The organism is Pseudomonas sp. Irchel 3H3, assembly GCF_900187635.1.
Taxonomy (GTDB): domain Bacteria; phylum Pseudomonadota; class Gammaproteobacteria; order Pseudomonadales; family Pseudomonadaceae; genus Aquipseudomonas.
The window spans coordinates 121992-139202 of sequence record NZ_FYEC01000009.1; the positions used below are offsets into that span (position 1 = coordinate 121992).

The 17211-nt window shown below is 59.2% G+C and carries 14 protein-coding genes and 1 pseudogene; 11 read left to right on the forward strand and 4 right to left on the reverse strand.

Translation table 11 applies throughout. The features are described 5' to 3' along the window. Positions 1-215 precede the first annotated feature (215 nt). From CKW24_RS12735 to CKW24_RS12765, 7 genes are all read left to right on the forward strand, one after another. Positions 216-1253 carry a LacI family DNA-binding transcriptional regulator gene (locus CKW24_RS12735; protein WP_095168406.1) on the forward strand — a complete coding sequence of 346 codons (1038 nt, stop codon included), beginning with the start codon at positions 216-218 and terminating at the stop codon, positions 1251-1253. A 106-nt stretch (positions 1254-1359) separates the two neighbouring features. After that, entirely contained in the window at positions 1360-2142 is a 783-nt protein-coding gene (locus tag CKW24_RS12740) for a sugar phosphate isomerase/epimerase (RefSeq protein ID WP_095168408.1), read from the forward strand. Then, complete coding sequence (locus tag CKW24_RS12745) at positions 2135-3121, forward strand: sugar kinase (RefSeq protein WP_095168409.1); 987 nt, start codon at positions 2135-2137, stop codon at positions 3119-3121. The genes CKW24_RS12740 and CKW24_RS12745 overlap by 8 nt, the downstream gene beginning before the upstream one ends. Positions 3122-3235: 114 nt before the next feature. Continuing rightward, positions 3236-4537 carry an MFS transporter gene (locus tag CKW24_RS12750; protein WP_095168411.1) on the forward strand — a complete coding sequence of 434 codons (1302 nt, stop codon included), beginning with the start codon at positions 3236-3238 and terminating at the stop codon, positions 4535-4537. 20 nt (positions 4538-4557) lie between these two features. Further along, a complete protein-coding gene (locus CKW24_RS12755; RefSeq protein ID WP_095168413.1) occupies positions 4558-5550 on the forward strand; it encodes a D-glycerate dehydrogenase in 993 nt (330 codons plus the stop codon). Positions 5551-5895: 345 nt separating this feature from the next. Beyond that, complete coding sequence (locus tag CKW24_RS12760) at positions 5896-6180, forward strand: response regulator transcription factor (protein ID WP_095168415.1); 285 nt, start codon at positions 5896-5898, stop codon at positions 6178-6180. A 52-nt stretch (positions 6181-6232) separates the two neighbouring features. Beyond that, positions 6233-6967, forward strand: coding sequence for a response regulator transcription factor (locus tag CKW24_RS12765; RefSeq protein ID WP_095168417.1), 735 nt, complete (start codon positions 6233-6235; stop codon positions 6965-6967). Positions 6968-7017: 50 nt separating this feature from the next. Here CKW24_RS12765 and CKW24_RS12770 read toward each other — a convergent pair whose 3' ends face one another. Together CKW24_RS12770 and CKW24_RS27850 are read right to left on the reverse strand one after the other, a co-directional pair. Further along, on the reverse strand, positions 7018-7608 hold the full coding sequence (locus CKW24_RS12770) for a hypothetical protein (protein ID WP_371917588.1): 591 nt from the start codon (positions 7606-7608) through the stop codon (positions 7018-7020). 64 nt (positions 7609-7672) lie between these two features. Continuing rightward, positions 7673-7783, reverse strand: a pseudogene (locus CKW24_RS27850) (IS5/IS1182 family transposase); the annotation flags it as partial. 337 nt (positions 7784-8120) lie between these two features. Between CKW24_RS27850 and CKW24_RS12775 the strand changes: the two are divergent. The 4 genes from CKW24_RS12775 to CKW24_RS12790 all read left to right on the forward strand — a co-directional run bounded on the left by CKW24_RS12775 (position 8121) and on the right by CKW24_RS12790 (position 13226). Further along, a complete protein-coding gene (locus CKW24_RS12775; protein ID WP_095168420.1) occupies positions 8121-8669 on the forward strand; it encodes a fimbrial protein in 549 nt (182 codons plus the stop codon). A 94-nt stretch (positions 8670-8763) separates the two neighbouring features. Further along, a complete protein-coding gene (locus CKW24_RS12780) occupies positions 8764-9519 on the forward strand; it encodes a molecular chaperone (RefSeq protein ID WP_095168422.1) in 756 nt (251 codons plus the stop codon). 37 nt (positions 9520-9556) lie between these two features. Further along, positions 9557-12070 (forward strand): fimbria/pilus outer membrane usher protein, encoded by a 2514-nt coding sequence (locus CKW24_RS12785; RefSeq protein WP_095168423.1) that lies wholly within the window; start codon positions 9557-9559, stop codon positions 12068-12070. Positions 12071-12143: 73 nt separating this feature from the next. After that, positions 12144-13226, forward strand: a complete 1083-nt coding sequence (locus CKW24_RS12790; RefSeq protein WP_095168425.1) for a fimbrial protein — start codon at positions 12144-12146, stop codon at positions 13224-13226. Positions 13227-13262: 36 nt separating this feature from the next. On the opposite strand, the gene CKW24_RS12795 is transcribed toward CKW24_RS12790, so the two are convergent. Next, the gene (locus CKW24_RS12795; protein WP_095168427.1) at positions 13263-14759 is read right to left on the reverse strand and encodes a hypothetical protein; all 1497 of its coding nucleotides are present in this window, start codon (positions 14757-14759) and stop codon (positions 13263-13265) included. 229 nt (positions 14760-14988) lie between these two features. Next, complete coding sequence (locus CKW24_RS12800) at positions 14989-17196, reverse strand: autotransporter outer membrane beta-barrel domain-containing protein (protein WP_095168428.1); 2208 nt, start codon at positions 17194-17196, stop codon at positions 14989-14991. Positions 17197-17211 lie beyond the last annotated feature (15 nt).

Consider the following 17211-nt stretch of genomic DNA (forward strand, 5'->3'; position numbering starts at 1 on the left):
CAGGCGAAACCAACCTGTCGCGCACCTGACAGATCTGCCAGTTGCCTTTGTGCCCACGTCGTGATCCGGACGATGGCGCACGCGCTTGATCAACTTTTTTCGATACGGGCATTTTCGAGCTTGACGGCCCAAGGGCTTTTGGTATCTTCTGAAACCGGTTTCAGCGATAGTTAACCTACGCTGCTGCCGATAATTCCAAAAATAAGGTCGTCGCCGTGAACAGTTTTTCCGCCGCCCAACGCAGCCGCGTGACCATGCTCGATGTCGCCGAACGTGCCGGGGTGTCCAAAGCCAGCGTGTCGCGTTTTATCGGCGAGGACCGCGCTCTGCTGTCAGATGCCATCGCCTTGCGCATCGCACAGGCGATCGACGAGCTGGGTTATCGCCCGAATCAGATGGCCCGTGGTCTGAAACGCGGGCGCACCCGCCTGATCGGCATGCTGGTGGCCGATATCCGCAACCCCTATTCGATTGCCGTGATGCATGGCGTGGAGACCGCCTGCCGCCAGCACGGCTACAGCCTGGTGGTGTGCAACACCGACCGCGATGACGAGCAGGAAAGCCAGCACCTGGCAGCGTTGCGCTCGTACAACATCGAAGGCCTGATCGTGAATACCCTCGGCCATCATCCCGAACAACTGCGTGAGCTGCACCGGGAAATGCCCATGGTACTGGTGGATCGCAAGGTCGAGCACCTGCACAGCGACCTGGTCGGCCTGGACAACCCCGCTGCCGTCCACACCGCCCTGAGCCATCTGCAGGAGCAGGGTTATCGCCAGGTGCTGCTGGTCAGCGAGCCCTATGACGGCACCAGTTCGCGGATCGAGCGGGTCAGCAGCTTCACCGCGCAAATCGCCCAACGCCCGGCCTTGTCGGGGGCGGTGGTGGAGACCGGCAGCGAGCTGACTGCACGTATCCAGGCCTTCCTCTCTGACGCCCCCGATGTGCCTAAAGCCCTGTTCTGTGCCAACGGCATTGCCGCCCTGGCGGCAACCCGTGCGCTGCGTGAACTTAGATGCGACTTGTTCGCCGACGTCGGCCTGATCGCCCTCGATGATCTGGACTGGTACCCGCTGGTGGGCAGCGGCATCACCGCCCTCGCCCAGCCGACCGAAGCCATTGGCGCCAGTGCGTTCGACTGCCTGCTCAAGCGCTTGCGCGGCGACGATGGGCCCGTGCGAACCCTGGATTACCCGGCGCAATTGATTGTGCGCGGGTCGACGCACCCACGATCCTCCAGCACTAACGGCTAATCCGCACAGGCACTTGCTAGGCAACCAAACGCAGCCTGCGCAGTTGCTACAGATGTGTGCAGATTTTTATGAACAAAAATGAAACCGGTTTCAGAGGTCAATAACAATGAGAAAATCACCTGTTTCCATCAGCTTGTCCAGCTACGGCGCCGACCTGGTTCGCCAGGTTGGCCAACTGGCATTCGTCGAGATCCTGGCCAAGGCCGGGGCCCAGCGAATCGAGTGGCGCGAAGAATTGCTGACCAGCGAGGACCCGCGGGAACTGGCCCACGCCATCGAACAACAGGGGCTTGAGGCGGTGTTTTCCTCGCTGCTGGAATTGTGGGTGGCCGGTCGCTCGCAGCCCAACCCATTGCTGGCGGCGACCCTCAAGCGCGCCGCGAGCTTCGGTGCCCGGTGGCTCAAGGTGTCGCTGGGTTACTTCACCGACAACAACGACCTGCACAGCCTGGCCGCGTGCCTGGCCGAGCATTCGGTGCAGTTGCTGGTGGAAAACGACCAGACCCTGCACGGCGGACGCATCGAGCCGTTCCAGCGCTTTTTCGCGCAGGTGGAGCAACATGCGTTGCCGGTGCGGATGACCTTCGATATCGGCAACTGGTCATGGCAGGACCAGAGCGCCACCACCGCTGCGCGCCTGCTGGGCCGGCATGTCGCCTACGTGCATTGCAAGGCGGTGACCCGCCGCGCCGACAGCAAGCTGGTGGCGATCCCGCCGGCCGCCGACGACCTGCAGCAGTGGGAACAGATGCTACGGCACATGGCACCGGGTATCTCGCGTGCCGCGGAGTACCCATTGCAGGCCGATGACCTGCAGCAACTGACCACCGAGCACGTGGCCGTCCTCGCCCGCCTGGGTCAACCACGCCTGGAGCACGCCCATGTCTGAAGTCGATATCCTGTCGTTTGGCGAAACCATGGCCATGCTGGTCGCCGAGCAAACCGGTGATCTGGCGCAGGTCGCGAACTTTCACAAACGCATTGCCGGGGCCGACAGCAATGTCGCCATCGGTCTGTCGCGATTGGGCTTCAAGGTGGCCTGGCTGAGCCGGGTCGGCGCTGACTCCCTGGGGCGCTTTGTCCTCGACGCTTTGCAACGTGAAGGCCTGGACTGCTCCCATGTCGACGTCGATCCGTTGCACCCAACCGGCTTTCAATTCAAGTCCCGCGAGGAAGCCGGCGCCGATCCCCAGGTGGAGTACTTCCGTCGGGGTTCGGCCGCCAGCCATCTGTCGACCCAGGCGATCCAGCCGCAGTTGCTGCAAGCCCGGCACCTGCATGCCACCGGCATTCCGCCTGCGCTGTCGGACACGGCTCGCGAGCTGTCTTTGCAACTGATGACGCAAATGCGCGCCGCCGGCCGCACCGTGTCGTTCGACCCCAACCTGCGCCCGGCGCTGTGGACCAGCGAGCAGCAGATGATCACCGAGATCAACCGCCTCGCCGCCCTCGCCCATTGGGTGTTGCCGGGCTTGGGCGAAGGCCGCCTGCTGACTGGTTTCGACGACCCGGCGGACATTGCCGCGTTCTACCTGGATCAAGGCGCCCAGGTCGTGGCGATCAAGCTCGGTGCCCACGGTGCCTACTACCGCACGGCGCTGGACCAGGGCTTTGTCGCCGCCGTGCCTGTGGCGCAGGTGGTCGATACCGTCGGCGCCGGCGATGGTTTTGCCGTCGGCCTGATCAGCGCATTGCTCGAATGCCACAGCGTCAACGACGCGGTACGACGCGCCAACTGGATTGGTAGCCGCGCGGTGCAGAGCCGTGGCGACATGGAGGGTTTACCGACCCGGCTTGAGATGTCTGCTGAATTTGAGGCCGCCATCGCGAGCAGGCTCGCTCCCACACTGGATCGTATTCCAATGTAATTCCCCTGTGGGAGCGAGCCGGGCGGCGCTCCGCTTGCTCGCGATGAGGCCAACCCGATCACTGAAGATTCCGATACCTGCTGCGACAAAAACAACAAGCTCAGGAGCACTGCCATGCAAACGCCCAAACTCGCCACCCGCCGCTGGTGGTACATCATGCCCATCGTGTTCATCACCTATAGCCTGGCGTATCTGGACCGCGCCAACTATGGCTTCGCCGCCGCCTCCGGAATGGCCGCCGATCTGATGATCACCCCGGGGTTGTCGTCGTTGCTCGGCGCACTGTTCTTCCTCGGTTACTTTTTCTTCCAGATCCCCGGCGCGATCTACGCGCAGAAAAACAGCGTGAAAAAGCTGATTTTCGTCAGCCTGATCCTCTGGGGCAGCCTGGCGACCTTGACCGGGGTCGTCTCCAACGCCTACTGGCTGATCGTCATCCGCTTCATACTCGGGGTGGTCGAGGCCGCCGTGATGCCGGCGATGCTGGTGTACCTGTGCCACTGGTTCACCCGCGCCGAACGCTCGCGCGCCAACACCTTCCTGATCCTCGGCAACCCGGTGACCATGCTCTGGATGTCGGTGGTCTCCGGTTACCTGGTGCAGCACTACAGCTGGCGCTGGATGTTCATCATCGAAGGCCTGCCGGCGGTGCTCTGGGCGTTTATCTGGTGGCGCCTGGCCGATGATCGTCCGTCCCAGGCCAAGTGGCTCAACGACCAGGAGAAACACGACCTGGAAAGCGCCCTGGCCGCCGAACAGGTGGGCATCAAGGCGGTGAAGAACTACGCCGAAGCCTTCCGTTCGCCAAAAGTCATCATCCTCGCCCTGCAGTTCTTTTGCTGGAGCATTGGGGTCTACGGCTTCGTATTGTGGTTGCCGTCGATCCTCAAGGCCGGCGCGCAGATGGACATGATCGAGGCCGGCTGGTTGTCTGCCCTGCCGTATCTGGCGGCCGTTATCGGCATGCTGCTGGTGTCCTGGGGCTCGGACAAACTGCAAAAGCGCAAACGTTTCGTCTGGCCACCGCTGCTGATTGCCTCGGTGGCGTTCTACGGCTCCTATGCCCTTGGCGCCGAACACTTCTGGTGGTCCTACACCTTGCTGGTGATTGCCGGCGCGTGCATGTACGCGCCCTACGGACCCTTTTTCGCCATCGTCCCGGAAATCCTCCCGGCCAACGTCGCTGGCGGCGCCATGGCGCTGATCAACAGCATGGGCGCGCTGGGTTCGTTCGGCGGCTCTTATCTGGTCGGCTACCTGAACAGCTCCACTGGCTCGCCCGGCGCTTCGTACCTGTTGATGAGCGGTGCGTTGCTGCTGTCGGTGCTGTTGACCCTCTGCCTCAAGCCCGGCGCCAGCGACCGCGCACCCTCCAAGCAGACCGCGAACCAACCACTGCTGGCGACCCACTCCTGAATTGAATGGAAGGTAAACCCATGAACAAGCACATCGTGCTCTACAAAAAACTGTCGCCCGCGCTGATGACCCGCTTGCAGGAACGGGCACAGGTGACCCTGATCGACACGCTCGACAGCGACGGCCTGCAGCGCCTGCGCGCAGCCCTGCCGAGTGCCCACGGCCTGCTGGGCGCCAGCCTGCGCCTGGACGCCGAACTGCTGGACCTGGCACCCCGACTGGAAGCCGTCTCCAGTGTCTCGGTGGGAGTCGACAACTACGACATCGACTACCTGAGCGGCCGCAATATCCTGCTCAGCAACACCCCGGACGTGTTGACCGAAACCACCGCCGATACCGGTTTCGCGCTGATCCTGGCCACGGCGCGGCGGGTGGTGGAGCTCGCCAATCTGGTCCGCGGCGGACAATGGAACCACAACATCGGGCCGCTGCATTTTGGCAGCGACGTGCACGGCAAGACCCTGGGCATCATCGGCATGGGGCGGATCGGCGAGGCGCTGGCGCAGCGTGGGCATTTCGGCTTTGGCATGCCGGTCATTTATCACAGCAACAACCCGAAACCGGCAGTGGAGAAACGCTTCAATGCCCAGTACCGCAGCCTGCCTCAGCTGTTGCAGCAAGCCGACTTCATCTGCCTGACCCTGCCCCTGACCGCCCAGACCCAAGGCCTGATCGGTGCCGAAGAGTTTGCCCTGATGCGCCCCGAGAGTATTTTCATCAATATTTCCCGGGGCAAGGTGGTCGACGAAAACGCCATGATCGCAGCCCTGCAGCAGCGGCAGATTCGCGCCGCCGGTCTGGATGTATTCGAGCGTGAACCGCTGCAGCACGATTCACCGTTGCTGCATTTGGACAATGTGGTGGCGACCCCACATATCGGCTCGGCCACCCATGAAACGCGTGAAGCGATGGCGCGATGCGCGGTGGACAACTTGCTGGCGGCGCTGGCGGGTGAGCGGCCAGCAAATCTGGTGAACGAGGTGGTATGGCGCCAGAGGCTGGAAAGGGTCTGAGATCGGGCGCGCTTCGACCGATCGCTCCAAGCGTTGAAAATGTGATGAACGGCAGATCCGCAAGGGTCTGCCCCGTACAAGGGCTCGCGAGGGCCTAGAATCGGACCAAACCAGAGAATCCACCTACACAATTTTGAGAAACAACAGACAGAAATTTCTCACTCCCCTGCATTAAGGTGCAGCACCTGTTAGTTCTTACAGGTTTCAAGGCGTTGGATCCGCGTTATAACTGAGCCGAACCTACAGCGCCCTGAGCGGCGTCTGTCAGCAGGACGCAGGAACCACGCCCAGATTCAGGAAGGATCCTTCGCCCACCTCATTGATTGATAAATGGGAGTGCCTGTCATGAACCATTCAGCCCCAATCGCCATTCGCGCTCGCAACCTCCAGCCCGGGCTTGAGCGGCAAGCAACCGGACAGCCGTTGGGTATCACGCTGACCAACCGAGAAAAAGAAGTGCTGCTATGGAGTGCCAGAGGCAAGTCGTCCTGGGAAATCGGCCAGATCGTCAATTGCAGCGAATCCGGGGTGAATTATCACTTTGGCAATATCCGCCGGAAATTCGGCGTGAGTTCACGCTGGACCGCCGTGTTCAAGGCACTGGAGCAAGGTTTGATTCAACTGTCTTGAACCTGGCTGACTGCGGTGTACGGCGCGCCGTTGGCCCCTGTCGAGACACCGCATGAACCCTGCGCAATCGTTGTCCCCAACTGCCCCGAAACACTGCGGCGAGATGCCTGAAACAGCTGTACACCGAACGCTGAACACAGCACGCATCATTCTCGCCGACGACCATCCCGTGGTGCTAATGGGCGCTGAAATGGCCCTGTGCCAGCCCCCCAGCCAGGGGTTCGCGGTTGTCGCCCAGGCCAACAGCGCCGATGAGCTGATTGACCGCCTGCAACGCATCCCCTGTGACATCCTGATCAGCGACTATGCGATGCCCTACGGGGACTTCCCCGATGGCCTGGCGTTGATGGGTTATGTGAGACGCCACTTCGGCCATGTGCGCTTGGTCGTCATGACCATGCTGCGCAATCCGTCCCTGTTGCAGGCGTTGCTCAACCAGGGCGCCTGCGCACTGTTCGATAAACGTAGCCCGTTGAGTGAACTCAGGCACGCGGTACAGAGCGTGGCCAGGGGGCGTCGCCATCTCTGCCCGACATTCGCCAGGATCCTCGAGGCCCAGGCCTTGCCAACCGACAGTACCGAAGCACCGCTGGTGAGCCTGTCCGAACGGGAACTGGAAGTGGTGCGCTTGTTTGTTCAAGGCCTGTCCGGCCGGCAGATCGCCGCACATCTGAACCGCAGCGAAAAAACCATCAGCCGACAAAAACGCACCGCCATGGACAAGTTGGGACTTGTGCATGACGGTGGGTTAGTGGAGTTTGCGCGGGTGAGTGGGCTGAAGGGCTAGTGGGCTACTCCCTGCCCACTCCACTTCGGACCCAAGGCAGCGCAATTGCGTTAGAACAAGACATCGCGTCGTAAAACCACCATTTTATTATGAAGATTCGGTTCCAAAAGACTTCTAGGATCAACATCTATTTTTCTTTGGTTCGGTACTGCATCGCCAGAGGGCTTAAAAGCTGTTTTATTTGCATCATATACAGCCTCGGTGTGTTTTTTCTTGACCCCCAAAGTGACTTCCCTCTCAATCTTTTTTCTCTCTTGCACCAATTTTTTTCGTTTATCTGCTGCTTGCTGGATTTTTTGCGGCTTCGGATTCTTTCTTGTCCTTTGATCCATAAAATCAATATTGGCCTGGTACCCTTTCTCCGTTAAATCATCCACCCTCTTGGATACATTCTTTTCTCCCGAACTCTGTGCCGGACCAGCAGACCCTCCTATTTTGGTGCTTTTATCCATAGTATTTTTTTGTGCGACACCACTAGTTGGGCTTCTCCGAAAAGGCGCTGAAATACGCTGCCATAGAGCTGAATACCATTTATGCCCATCCAGATCCACATTGCCCATTGGATTCCCCCCACAAAACACATAGGCATTAAGCCCCCCCGCCCCAAACGGACTCCAACTATCCGGGCAATGAAACCGCATCAAACCCGGGCTGTACGCGCGATAACCATTGCCCAACAGATACACGCCGTTTTGCGTTTCCCGTACCTTTTTGGGTCTGATGCATCTCAGGATCACGCTTGCCTTCCTCGTTCTTGGTTGAGCTGGGAGCATGAATGATCGTGGCATCGGCGATGGTGCCCTGGCGCAGGGACAAAGTCGGAAGCTCATCTGGCTCATGCATTGCTCGGGTCAGGCAGTGCGGTCGTATATCAGCACATTTGAGGACTTATTCGGAGCGTCCCTAGAACGGGTACAAACTTCTTTGTCAGCCCTCAATCGACTTCAGCCATGGGTCAACACCATTCGCAATCACTTACACAAGCAGCCCCAGACTGAGAGTTCTCTCATATCCACCCTCCTCCGCGCTTTCTAGAATCGCCCCCCATCGAGACACCCGGTGTTCCTCACACCTCACTTCTCAAACAGCGATGCCACGGCATTGTCTCGACCCTTCAACGCCGGGCGCCATTTGACCTAAAAGGATTTACACATTGAAAAAGTCTCTACTCGCACTTTCGTTAGGCCTGACTGCCGGTTTGATCGGCACTTCGGTATTCGCCAACACCGGTACCATCAAGTTCGAGGGCAAGATCACCAGCAGTACCTGCCCGATTCAAATCGTCAACCCGGAAGATGGCCAGGTCGGCGACCTGGTGAAAATGGGCAGTGTCGATTCCAGTCGCTTTACCGCCGCGGGCCAGGAGCATGGCGGTAAACGTTTTGCGCTTCGCGTCAGCGGCGATCCAGGCTGCAACATCACAGCTGGCAGCGTGGCCAATACCACCTTTAACGGTACCGCCGACCCAACCGGCTCCTATTTTGCGGTAACGCCGGGACTGGACGGCGCGAAAAACGTGGTCATTTCCCTCAGGGACAAACTCGGTGCCTCGATCGCACCAGGGGCCGCCTCGGCCGACTATGACCTGAACGTCGGCACAACGACCGACCTGGAGTTCAACGCCTACTACCGGTCGACAGCCACCGCTGTCACTGCTGGCGCGGCTTCGGCCGATGTCCAGTTCATTGTCGCCATCAACTGATACCCGCTCTCGGCCCCTTGCTCACGATCGTGAACAAGGGGCTGCTCACGACAGTCCAGGTCTGCATTTTCTCCTGGGCAAAAGGTAAAGACCTATGTTCGGCTTGATCAAGCAGGCGGCCACTTCCCGCCCGACCCTTGCTGCCTGCATGACTGCGCTCATGCTGACATCCTACCTGCCAGCCAGCCAGGCAGCCTTGACGCTCAATGGTACCCGCGTGGTATTCGACAGCGACAAGCGCAGTGCTTCACTGATCGTCGCCAACCCCAGCGACCGGACTTTCGCGGTACAAACCTGGGTCAACACGGCCGCCGATGATACGACCACCGCAGTGCCATTCATCCCGTCCCCCCCCTTGTTCCGCCTCAATCCAGGCAAGGAGCAGCACATCCAGATCAATGGACTGCCCAATACGCTGCCCACGGATCGAGAGTCGTTGTTTTACTTCAATGTCCAGGAAATCCCCCAGGCCAATGCCAACGAAGGCAATGTCCTGAACATCGCGTTGCGCACTCGCATCAAACTGTTTTATCGGCCCGCCCAACTCAAGGACAACCCCGTCACAAGCCTGAAGCAACTGCAGTGGTCGATCGAACTGGCCAACGGTAAACCGCAATTGCGGGTGAACAACCCAACACCTTTCCATGTGTCCTTCGCCCGCATCGAAGTGAAGGGCAATGGCCAGCAGCTTGCCCTGCATAACGCCGAAATGCTCGCTCCCTTGTCCAGTCAGACCTATGCACTGGACGGCATCAAGCCGCAAGCAGGATTGCAGGTGGAGTTCTCGGCCATCAACGACTACGGCGGCTACACCCTGGCGTTGACCCTGCCGATTCAGACGGCCCCTTGAAACAGTGCCGACTGCGTTCACGGCCAGGAATATACCCATGACTCTATTGCCCGGGCGCCCATGGGCGCCTTTTCGACTCCGCCTTGCCCATTTGTTCGTGACCGGCGTAAGCGGTGCCGCCCTGGTTGAAACCCGGCTCGTTATGGCGGCGCCCACCGTGGAATTTCAATCCAGTTTCATGCGCCAGAGCACAGACCATGCCAGCGACGCGGGGGTGTTGGCCCTCAGTGCGCTGACCCAGGGTAACGACGTGGGACCCGGACGCTATCAGGTCGATATCCAGGTCAATCAGGTGTATTTCGGCCAGCGTGAAATCGAGTTCGTGCTCAGCCCCGAAGATGATCGACTGCTGCCTTGCCTGTCCGCCGACCTGTTGAGTCAGATGGGCGTGCGACTCGACAGCCTGGCGGAGCCTGCACTCACGCAGTCCAGTTGTGTCGATCTGTTGACGCTGATCCCGGGGGCCATCCTCGATTTCGATAGCAGCAAGCTGCTACTGAGCCTTTCCATTCCACAAATCGCCATGCGTCGCGACGTACTCGGTCAAGTCGACCCAGAGCGCTGGGACCACGGCATCAATGCCGCCTTTGTCAGCTACCAGGCGTCCACGCAGCAGGGCAGCAACCGCTATCGCGGCCGCCAGAACAGCGATGACCTGTACCTCAACAGCGGGATCAACCTGGGCGCCTGGCGCTTGCGCAGTAACCAGTCACTGCGCCAGGACGCAGAGGGCGATCGTCAATGGACCAGTGCTTATACCTATGCCCAGCGCGACCTGCCGGGTACTCAGGCCAATCTGACGCTGGGTGAAACATTCACCAGCGGCGATGTGTTCAGAAGCCTGCCGATCAGGGGCGCGCTCATTGCTACCGACCTTGGCATGCTGCCCGATGTTCTGCAGGCCTATGCACCGATTGTCCGTGGCGTCGCGCAAACCCGAGCGAAACTCGAAATTTTTCAGAACGGTTACCCGATCTACTCCACTTATGTCAGTGCTGGCCCATACGAGATCGACGACCTGAGCACCAACGGTGGCAGCGGTGAACTGGACATCGTCCTGACCGAGGCTGACGGCCAGGTCCGGCGATTTAGCCAATCCTTCGCCACCCTCAGTAATCTGTTGCGTGAGGGGGTATGGCGTTACAGCGCCGCCTTGGGTCGCTACAACGGCGCACATGGGCTTGAGGATCCCCTGCTCTGGCAGGGCACCCTGGCAGCCGGCACCGCGTGGAACTCAACCTTGTACGGTGGCCTGATCGCCAGTGACTTCTACCGCGCCGGCAACATGGGAGCGTCCAAGGATCTGGGCCCCTTCGGTGCGTTGTCCCTGGACCTGACCCACTCCAGCGCCGACATCGATAGTCGAGACACCCAGAGCCTGCAGGGCATGAGCTATGCACTGAAGTACGGCAAGTCGTTTGCCACTAACACCAATCTACGCTTCGCCGGCTATCGCTACTCCACCGAAGGCTATCGCGACTTCGATGAAGCCGTCCGCCAACGCAGCCACGACTCGAGCTGGCACGGCAGTCGACGCAGCCGACTGGAGGCTTCGGTCTACCAGAATATCGGCGCGCGCAGTTCGTTGAGCTTGACAATGTCTCATCAGGACTACTGGCAAAACAGCGAAGTGCAGCGTCAATTCCAGTTCAACGTCAGTACTCACTACAAAGGCGTGGGCTACAACCTGTTTGCGTCGCAATCGTTGAACGACACCCGTGGTAATGATCGACAACTTGGCCTGAGCATGACCATGCCCCTGGATTTCGGGCACTCGGCCAACGCGACCTTCGATATCCAGAAGAGCGGCGAGCATTTCAGTCAACGCGCGAGCATGAGCGGCAGCATCGATGAGACTCGGCTGAATTATCAGGCGTCTGTCAGCAACGATAACCACAAGCAGCGAGCGGGGGCGCTTTCTCTCGGTTATCAGGCGGCCTTCGGCAGCGTCGGCGCAGGACTTACCCAAGGCACCGACTACCGCAACCTGTCACTCAACGCCAACGGAGCACTACTGCTGCATGCCGGCGGCATTGAGTTGGGGCCTTATCTGGGGGAAACCACGGCCCTGGTGGAAGTTCCGAACATTGCCGGCGTCGGCATACAGAATGCCACTGGAGTAAAGACCAATGAACGCGGCTATGCGTTGGCGCCTTACCTGCGACCGTACCGGGTCAATCATGTGGTGCTGAAAACCGACGACCTGGGTCCCGAGGTGGAAATCGACAACGCCACGACCCAGCTCGTGCCTCGACGCGGCGCTGTGGTCAAGGCCACATTCCCTGCCCGCTCCGTCACCCGTCTGGTTATCACCGCCCGAACCGCAACGGGCCAACCGCTCCCCTTCGGTGCACAGCTGAGCAATACCGAACACGGCGTAATCGGCATTGTCGGTCAAGCCGGCCAGGTCATGCTGTCAACTGGCATAGAGCCACAAATACTCGATGTGCACTGGGGAGAACAGGCCGAGCCGCAATGTCAGTTGCTCATCGACCCCCAGGCCATGGAACAAGCGCAAGGCTACCGCTTGCAGGAGCTGACATGTCGGTGACTGCGACCACGCCTGAGCACTCAAGAAGAGCCGCAGCCGTCTATACCCACCCGGCCCATTTCGGAGAGACCACATGAAACCATCCATCCGCTGCCTGACCACCGTCCTGGGGCTGGCCGCCAGTTGTCAGGCGCCGTGGGTCATGGCAAACGCCACCAATACATGTGAATGGCGGACCGGCAGCGGGCCCATGACATTTACCCAGGATATGGGCAGCGTCTACGTTCCGCGGGACGCGCCTGTCGGAAGCGTCATTGGCAGGGAACGACAGTTCAAAAGAACCGACAATCGTGAGGGGCTAGCCATACTCTGTGACAACGATGGCAATGTCAGGCTGACGTTCGATGCCCAAAGTACCGCGCCTCCCCTGGATGGGATACTCAATGGCATACCGGGGTTCACCGTCAGGCAGACCAATATCCCGGGGGTGGGCGTCCGGATCTCGCTGGGTTTCCCGTTCGATGGTTCGGCCTCCAACGCATTCACCCCCGACCATGGAGACACCACGGTTCCCTTCAGTGCGCATCACGAGCAGGGCATGGGATCGGCACAGATGAATTTTTCCGTCCTGGAAAGTCACGTCACCCTGATAAAAACCGGGCCGATCGCCCCCGGGCCGCAGACATTCGACAGGACAGAGTTGTTCAGCGGCAGATTCTCGGGAATCCCCGGCAAGGCCTTCAGTGCCGGACTCAGCGGCACCGTGATCCAGGCCCATTGTGGCAGTAACACCGTCAGCGCCGATCCAGTACAACTCGGAGACTGGGACCAGAAGGACTTTACCCATACCGGCTACACCACCGCCGCAATTCCTTTCAGCATCACCCTCAGCGACTGCGAAGCGGATGGCTCGGATGTCAATATCGCCACGGCCAACATCCGCTTCGAGGACGCCAGTGCGCTCCCCTTCGTGGAGTCGGCTCCTGGCGTCTTCGGCCTGACGCCTGATTCCACCGCCAAGGGTATCGGGATACAGATCCTGAAAAGTGATGGTTCAACGCCGGTGGAACTCAATACGGAAGTTCCACTCAAGCCCATCAGTACCAGCGGCACTGTTCTGGACTTTACCGCGCGCTTCTACCAGACCGATCCGAGCAGCGACGTCCATCCCGGCATTGCCAAAGGCGCCCTGAATTTCACGCTCACATACAGATAGCCAGACCCGGCCCTTTAGCCAGGGCCGGCGAACGCTTCAATCGATCAGTGTCAGCAATAACATCGGGAAGTTGGGGGCCAATAAAGAGGGCCATGTCCGCCCGCCGTCAAAACTCACGTAAACCTTCCCAGTCAGGGAATCGTTACGCCGCAGCGTATTGAGAAATGCTTTTGATACTCGAACCTGATTACCCTGGCCGATCCCCCCGATGGCTTCCTGTTCTGTGACCGCGCGCTTGGCGATCACAGGAAGAACAGAGTCCTGTCCATTGGAACCGACACCCGTCATCGTAATCATGATCCAATGGTCCGTTGTCATTAAGGGCCATGTCGTCATCTTGAGAATTGCGCCCTCAGGCGCAACGGTCCGGTAACTCAAGTTTCCACCCCTGAGCCCATTGCATTGAACCGTCGGCAATCGGTTCATGGGCAGGGTTTGAACCCGCAGTTTACGCGGTACAGAGGGTATTTCATTAGCATCCTCATCAATGACGTAGTACTGCACCCACAGGGTTCTACCTATATGGGCAGCCACCGGCCGCATGGGAATCTGGTAGCGCCGTTGCCCTGGATTGATAGGCTGGTCAACCCGATGCGCACCCACCTGGCCGGGCTCCCCCCATTGCACCCAAGCCCGCTCTGGTGGGTAGATAACCGCAGCTTGCGGAATCTCGACAACGACTCCGGAACTTGCCTGCAAGGGGTCCAGTACCTGTTGCTCACCCGCCCCCGTTGCCTTGTCAGTTGAAGGCCAGGGCAATAAACGCGGAATCGGTGTTGCGGCGACATCCAGTTCGACATAGTCGGAATATGCACTTGGATTACCCGCACGATCCAATACCCGGTAACTCACAGAGCGCAAGCCATCCCCACGCCCGCGAATCAACTCGCCAGGAATACTGAGCACTAGCAGGTCGGTGTAGTTTTGCTCGTCCAGCTCGAGAAAACCACCCTCGTCCAGATCCCCGGGACTGCGCCCCCAATACCAGACAATACGATCCCCTGGCGCTGGCGTCGCGAAAACCGGGACAGTGACCTGGAGTCGATCCTCATTGCGATCAAGGTAATAGGCCGTGAGTTGATTGGGCGGGAGAACAGCACTCGGCATGCTCAACCTACTGTCTGGGCTGGCCAACAACGGCGCACGAATGTCGACGGTAATAATCTCGGTGTCCGACGGCTCCGGATTATCTGGATCCCCGGACCAGTTCAGCGCCTCGTAATGCAAAACCCGCACACCGTGAACATTCAGCACTTTGTCGAGAGGAATCTCGACGAACAAATCACTGCTTTCGATAGGCCCTGCGGTCCACACTTTGTATGCAACTTCAGCACCGTCCAGAAACATCCGTACGCTTTCCGGAAACGCAATCGAGGGCAAGGAATTTTTCCAGAGAGGGAAAGTGACCTTCAGGTGCTGACGCCCAGGATCAACGGGAACAAGATTCTTTTCCCCGCCCTCTATGTCTGGAAGCACATCCGGCACGCTGGGGGCGCCAAGTTTTTCCTCTGCATCAGATCTGGATCCGGACATTGTCGCTCTCCCTTACATAGACGCGAAGGGACACAATGCCTACCCGGCAGGGCCTACTTCACATGGACTATATAAACCGGGATTAGACGACAGTTTGACGCTGTCTGATACTGTCAGAGTTGACAGGTAGGCAGGATAAAAATGCAAACGAACCTGTCACCCTCCCCTAAGGCTTGACTGCGCTCGGACACACAATCAAACCAGAGGGGCACAGGCTGATGCCAGGCGATTACCAGCTGTAGCGCACGCCGATGTTAGCCCCCCACGGCTGATCGATCTTGTCACCCTGGCTGTAATCGAAGTCGGCATGGATCGACACCTTGTCAGTCACCGTCATCGCGACCCCGACACCCAGCTCACCGCGGGAACCAGAAAGGTCGTTGTTGAACACATTGCTGTTGACCTTGACTTCGTTGTTCTCGGAGAACTCATGTACATAAGCCGCACGTACATACGGCTGCACAGCCTTGCCTGCACCCAGATTGAAATTACGTCCGGCGGTGGCACCTACCTTGCCCAGCAAGGAGCGAGTGCTATCGCCATCGGCAGCCAAACCGTTGTCCAGATCGTAATCCTTGCCTTGAACTATCACGCCCGACAGCTGGGTATACGGCTCAATAAAATAGCCGTCGTCCAGGGTTATATGCCGGCCGAACTCCACAGAGGCACCAATGCCGCTGTTGTCGTAATCACCTTTGGTTTTTTTGCCGTCGCTCAACTGAACATCGGACGAGTTCTGGAAGCGGTTGTACTTGAGGACGCCGTCAACGTAGTAACCGCTCTCGTCATCCAGCCAGGTGGTGTAGGCACCGACATAATAACTGTCGACCTTACCGCTGGTGCCGCGCCCCAGGTCCAGATCGGACTTGCTGTAACCGCCGAGCAGGCCAACCAGCCATTGCCCATCGCCGATCGGCAGCGGTGCGTCGGCACCGAACGAAATACCCTGCTGAATTTGTTGATAACCGACGCCTGCACTGGCATCGACCTCAAATTTGTTGCCGTAGCCGCGCATCCACCCACCCGCCTTGCCTGCGTCCATCCGCAATTCGCCCATGCGGCTGCGCAACGTGCTGAGTTCGCCGTACCAGACGGTCGGCGCGGCGTTGAACAGTGCCATGACCGATTGAGTACCAGGGCTGACGACGCGTGTCGTGGTGTCCAGATACCAGTTGTTGCTGTCTCGCTGAACCAGATCGTAAGAGAACGCGCCCAGGTCGACCGGACCGCCCTGCAACGTAAAATCGGCGTCGCCGCTGCCGATGCGCACCATGTGCAGATTGCTGGTGTCGGAAGGATCTGCACCGCTACTGCTGACGGCGATGCTGTGATTTCCACTGGCAGCGCCCGTCACGTCGAGGAAGTCGACACTGCCGGTGGCGAAATCGGCACCCATGATGAACGTACCGTTGCCGGACAGGTTGCCGACCGACAAGGTGTAGAACTCATTCACATCACCGAACTTGATTGCACCACCGCTCATCGACAGCGTCGCGATATCACCATCACCCACCATGGCCCAGGTGGCATCGCTATTGACCGTCAGGCGCTCGACATTCTCCAGGTGCCCGGTGAATGTCGCAAAATTTTCCAGCTGCACCGTGGCGGCGCTGCCAGCCTCGACGACCACATTGCCCTCCAGCTGGCTGTTACTCACGAGCAGGTTGGCCAGCCCCCCACCCTTGACTTCAAGCAAGGTGTCGTTGCTGGCAGCCAGGGTGGAGTTGTTGCGCACTTCGATATTGGCGGTGGGCGTACTGATATCGAAACCATCGACGAGGACTGCCGAACCGTTTTGTCCGGTGACGCTCGACTGGTTGTCCAGTATCAGTGTGCCGGGGGCCGAGACTTGCGGGTCGAACACCATCAGCACCCCGTTTTTGCCGCCACTGATTGAACTGCCGTTGGCCGTGACATTGCCACTGGACATCAATAGGCCAAATCCGTCCGCGTTAGTACCGCTGAGGGAAGATCGGGTCAGATTCAACTGACTACGCCCGTTGACGAGGCCACCATTGCGCCCGCCCGAGATCGCACTATCAACCACGCTCACCGTTGAACTGACCGCGCCATTGTCGCCGGCGGACACTCCCGTAGCATCGACACCGGCAACGATCGCGCTGGAGGTAATACTCGCCGTACTGCCATGGACTCCGACACCATCGTTGAAACCACTTGCCGTGACCTGACTGCGATCAAGGTTCAGGGTCGAGCCACTGCGAACCTGGATATCGAAGGTACGTGCATCGATTGCGGTCAGGCTGGACTGGTTGCGAAGTAGATAATTGTCTGGAGAGTTACCTGCACCAATCGTTGCATTTTCATTGTTCATATCCCGCGCAAGCGCGTGCGGACTGACCCATAACAACGGTGCAATGGACAATAGTTTGATCGCGCCAGCCAGTTGGCGCACAGCAAAAGGAGTTATCGAAAACATGAAAGGATCACCACG

Excerpts from the sequence above, each read along its gene's own strand:
- CKW24_RS12745 (WP_095168409.1), top strand. The coding sequence starts at position 2,135 with ATGTCTGAAGTCGATATCCTGTCGTTTGGCGAAACCATGGCCATGCTG.
- CKW24_RS12760 (WP_095168415.1), top strand. The coding sequence starts at position 5,896 with ATGAACCATTCAGCCCCAATCGCCATTCGCGCTCGCAACCTCCAGCCC.
- CKW24_RS12765 (WP_095168417.1), top strand. The coding sequence starts at position 6,233 with ATGAACCCTGCGCAATCGTTGTCCCCAACTGCCCCGAAACACTGCGGC.
- CKW24_RS12790 (WP_095168425.1), top strand. The coding sequence starts at position 12,144 with ATGAAACCATCCATCCGCTGCCTGACCACCGTCCTGGGGCTGGCCGCC.
- CKW24_RS12750 (WP_095168411.1), top strand. The coding sequence starts at position 3,236 with ATGCAAACGCCCAAACTCGCCACCCGCCGCTGGTGGTACATCATGCCC.
- CKW24_RS12785 (WP_095168423.1), top strand. The coding sequence starts at position 9,557 with ATGACTCTATTGCCCGGGCGCCCATGGGCGCCTTTTCGACTCCGCCTT.
- CKW24_RS12770 (WP_371917588.1), bottom strand. The coding sequence starts at position 7,608 with ATGCGGTTTCATTGCCCGGATAGTTGGAGTCCGTTTGGGGCGGGGGGG.
- CKW24_RS12800 (WP_095168428.1), bottom strand. The coding sequence starts at position 17,196 with ATGTTTTCGATAACTCCTTTTGCTGTGCGCCAACTGGCTGGCGCGATC.
- CKW24_RS12740 (WP_095168408.1), top strand. The coding sequence starts at position 1,360 with ATGAGAAAATCACCTGTTTCCATCAGCTTGTCCAGCTACGGCGCCGAC.
- CKW24_RS12755 (WP_095168413.1), top strand. The coding sequence starts at position 4,558 with ATGAACAAGCACATCGTGCTCTACAAAAAACTGTCGCCCGCGCTGATG.
- CKW24_RS12795 (WP_095168427.1), bottom strand. The coding sequence starts at position 14,759 with ATGTCCGGATCCAGATCTGATGCAGAGGAAAAACTTGGCGCCCCCAGC.
- CKW24_RS12780 (WP_095168422.1), top strand. The coding sequence starts at position 8,764 with ATGTTCGGCTTGATCAAGCAGGCGGCCACTTCCCGCCCGACCCTTGCT.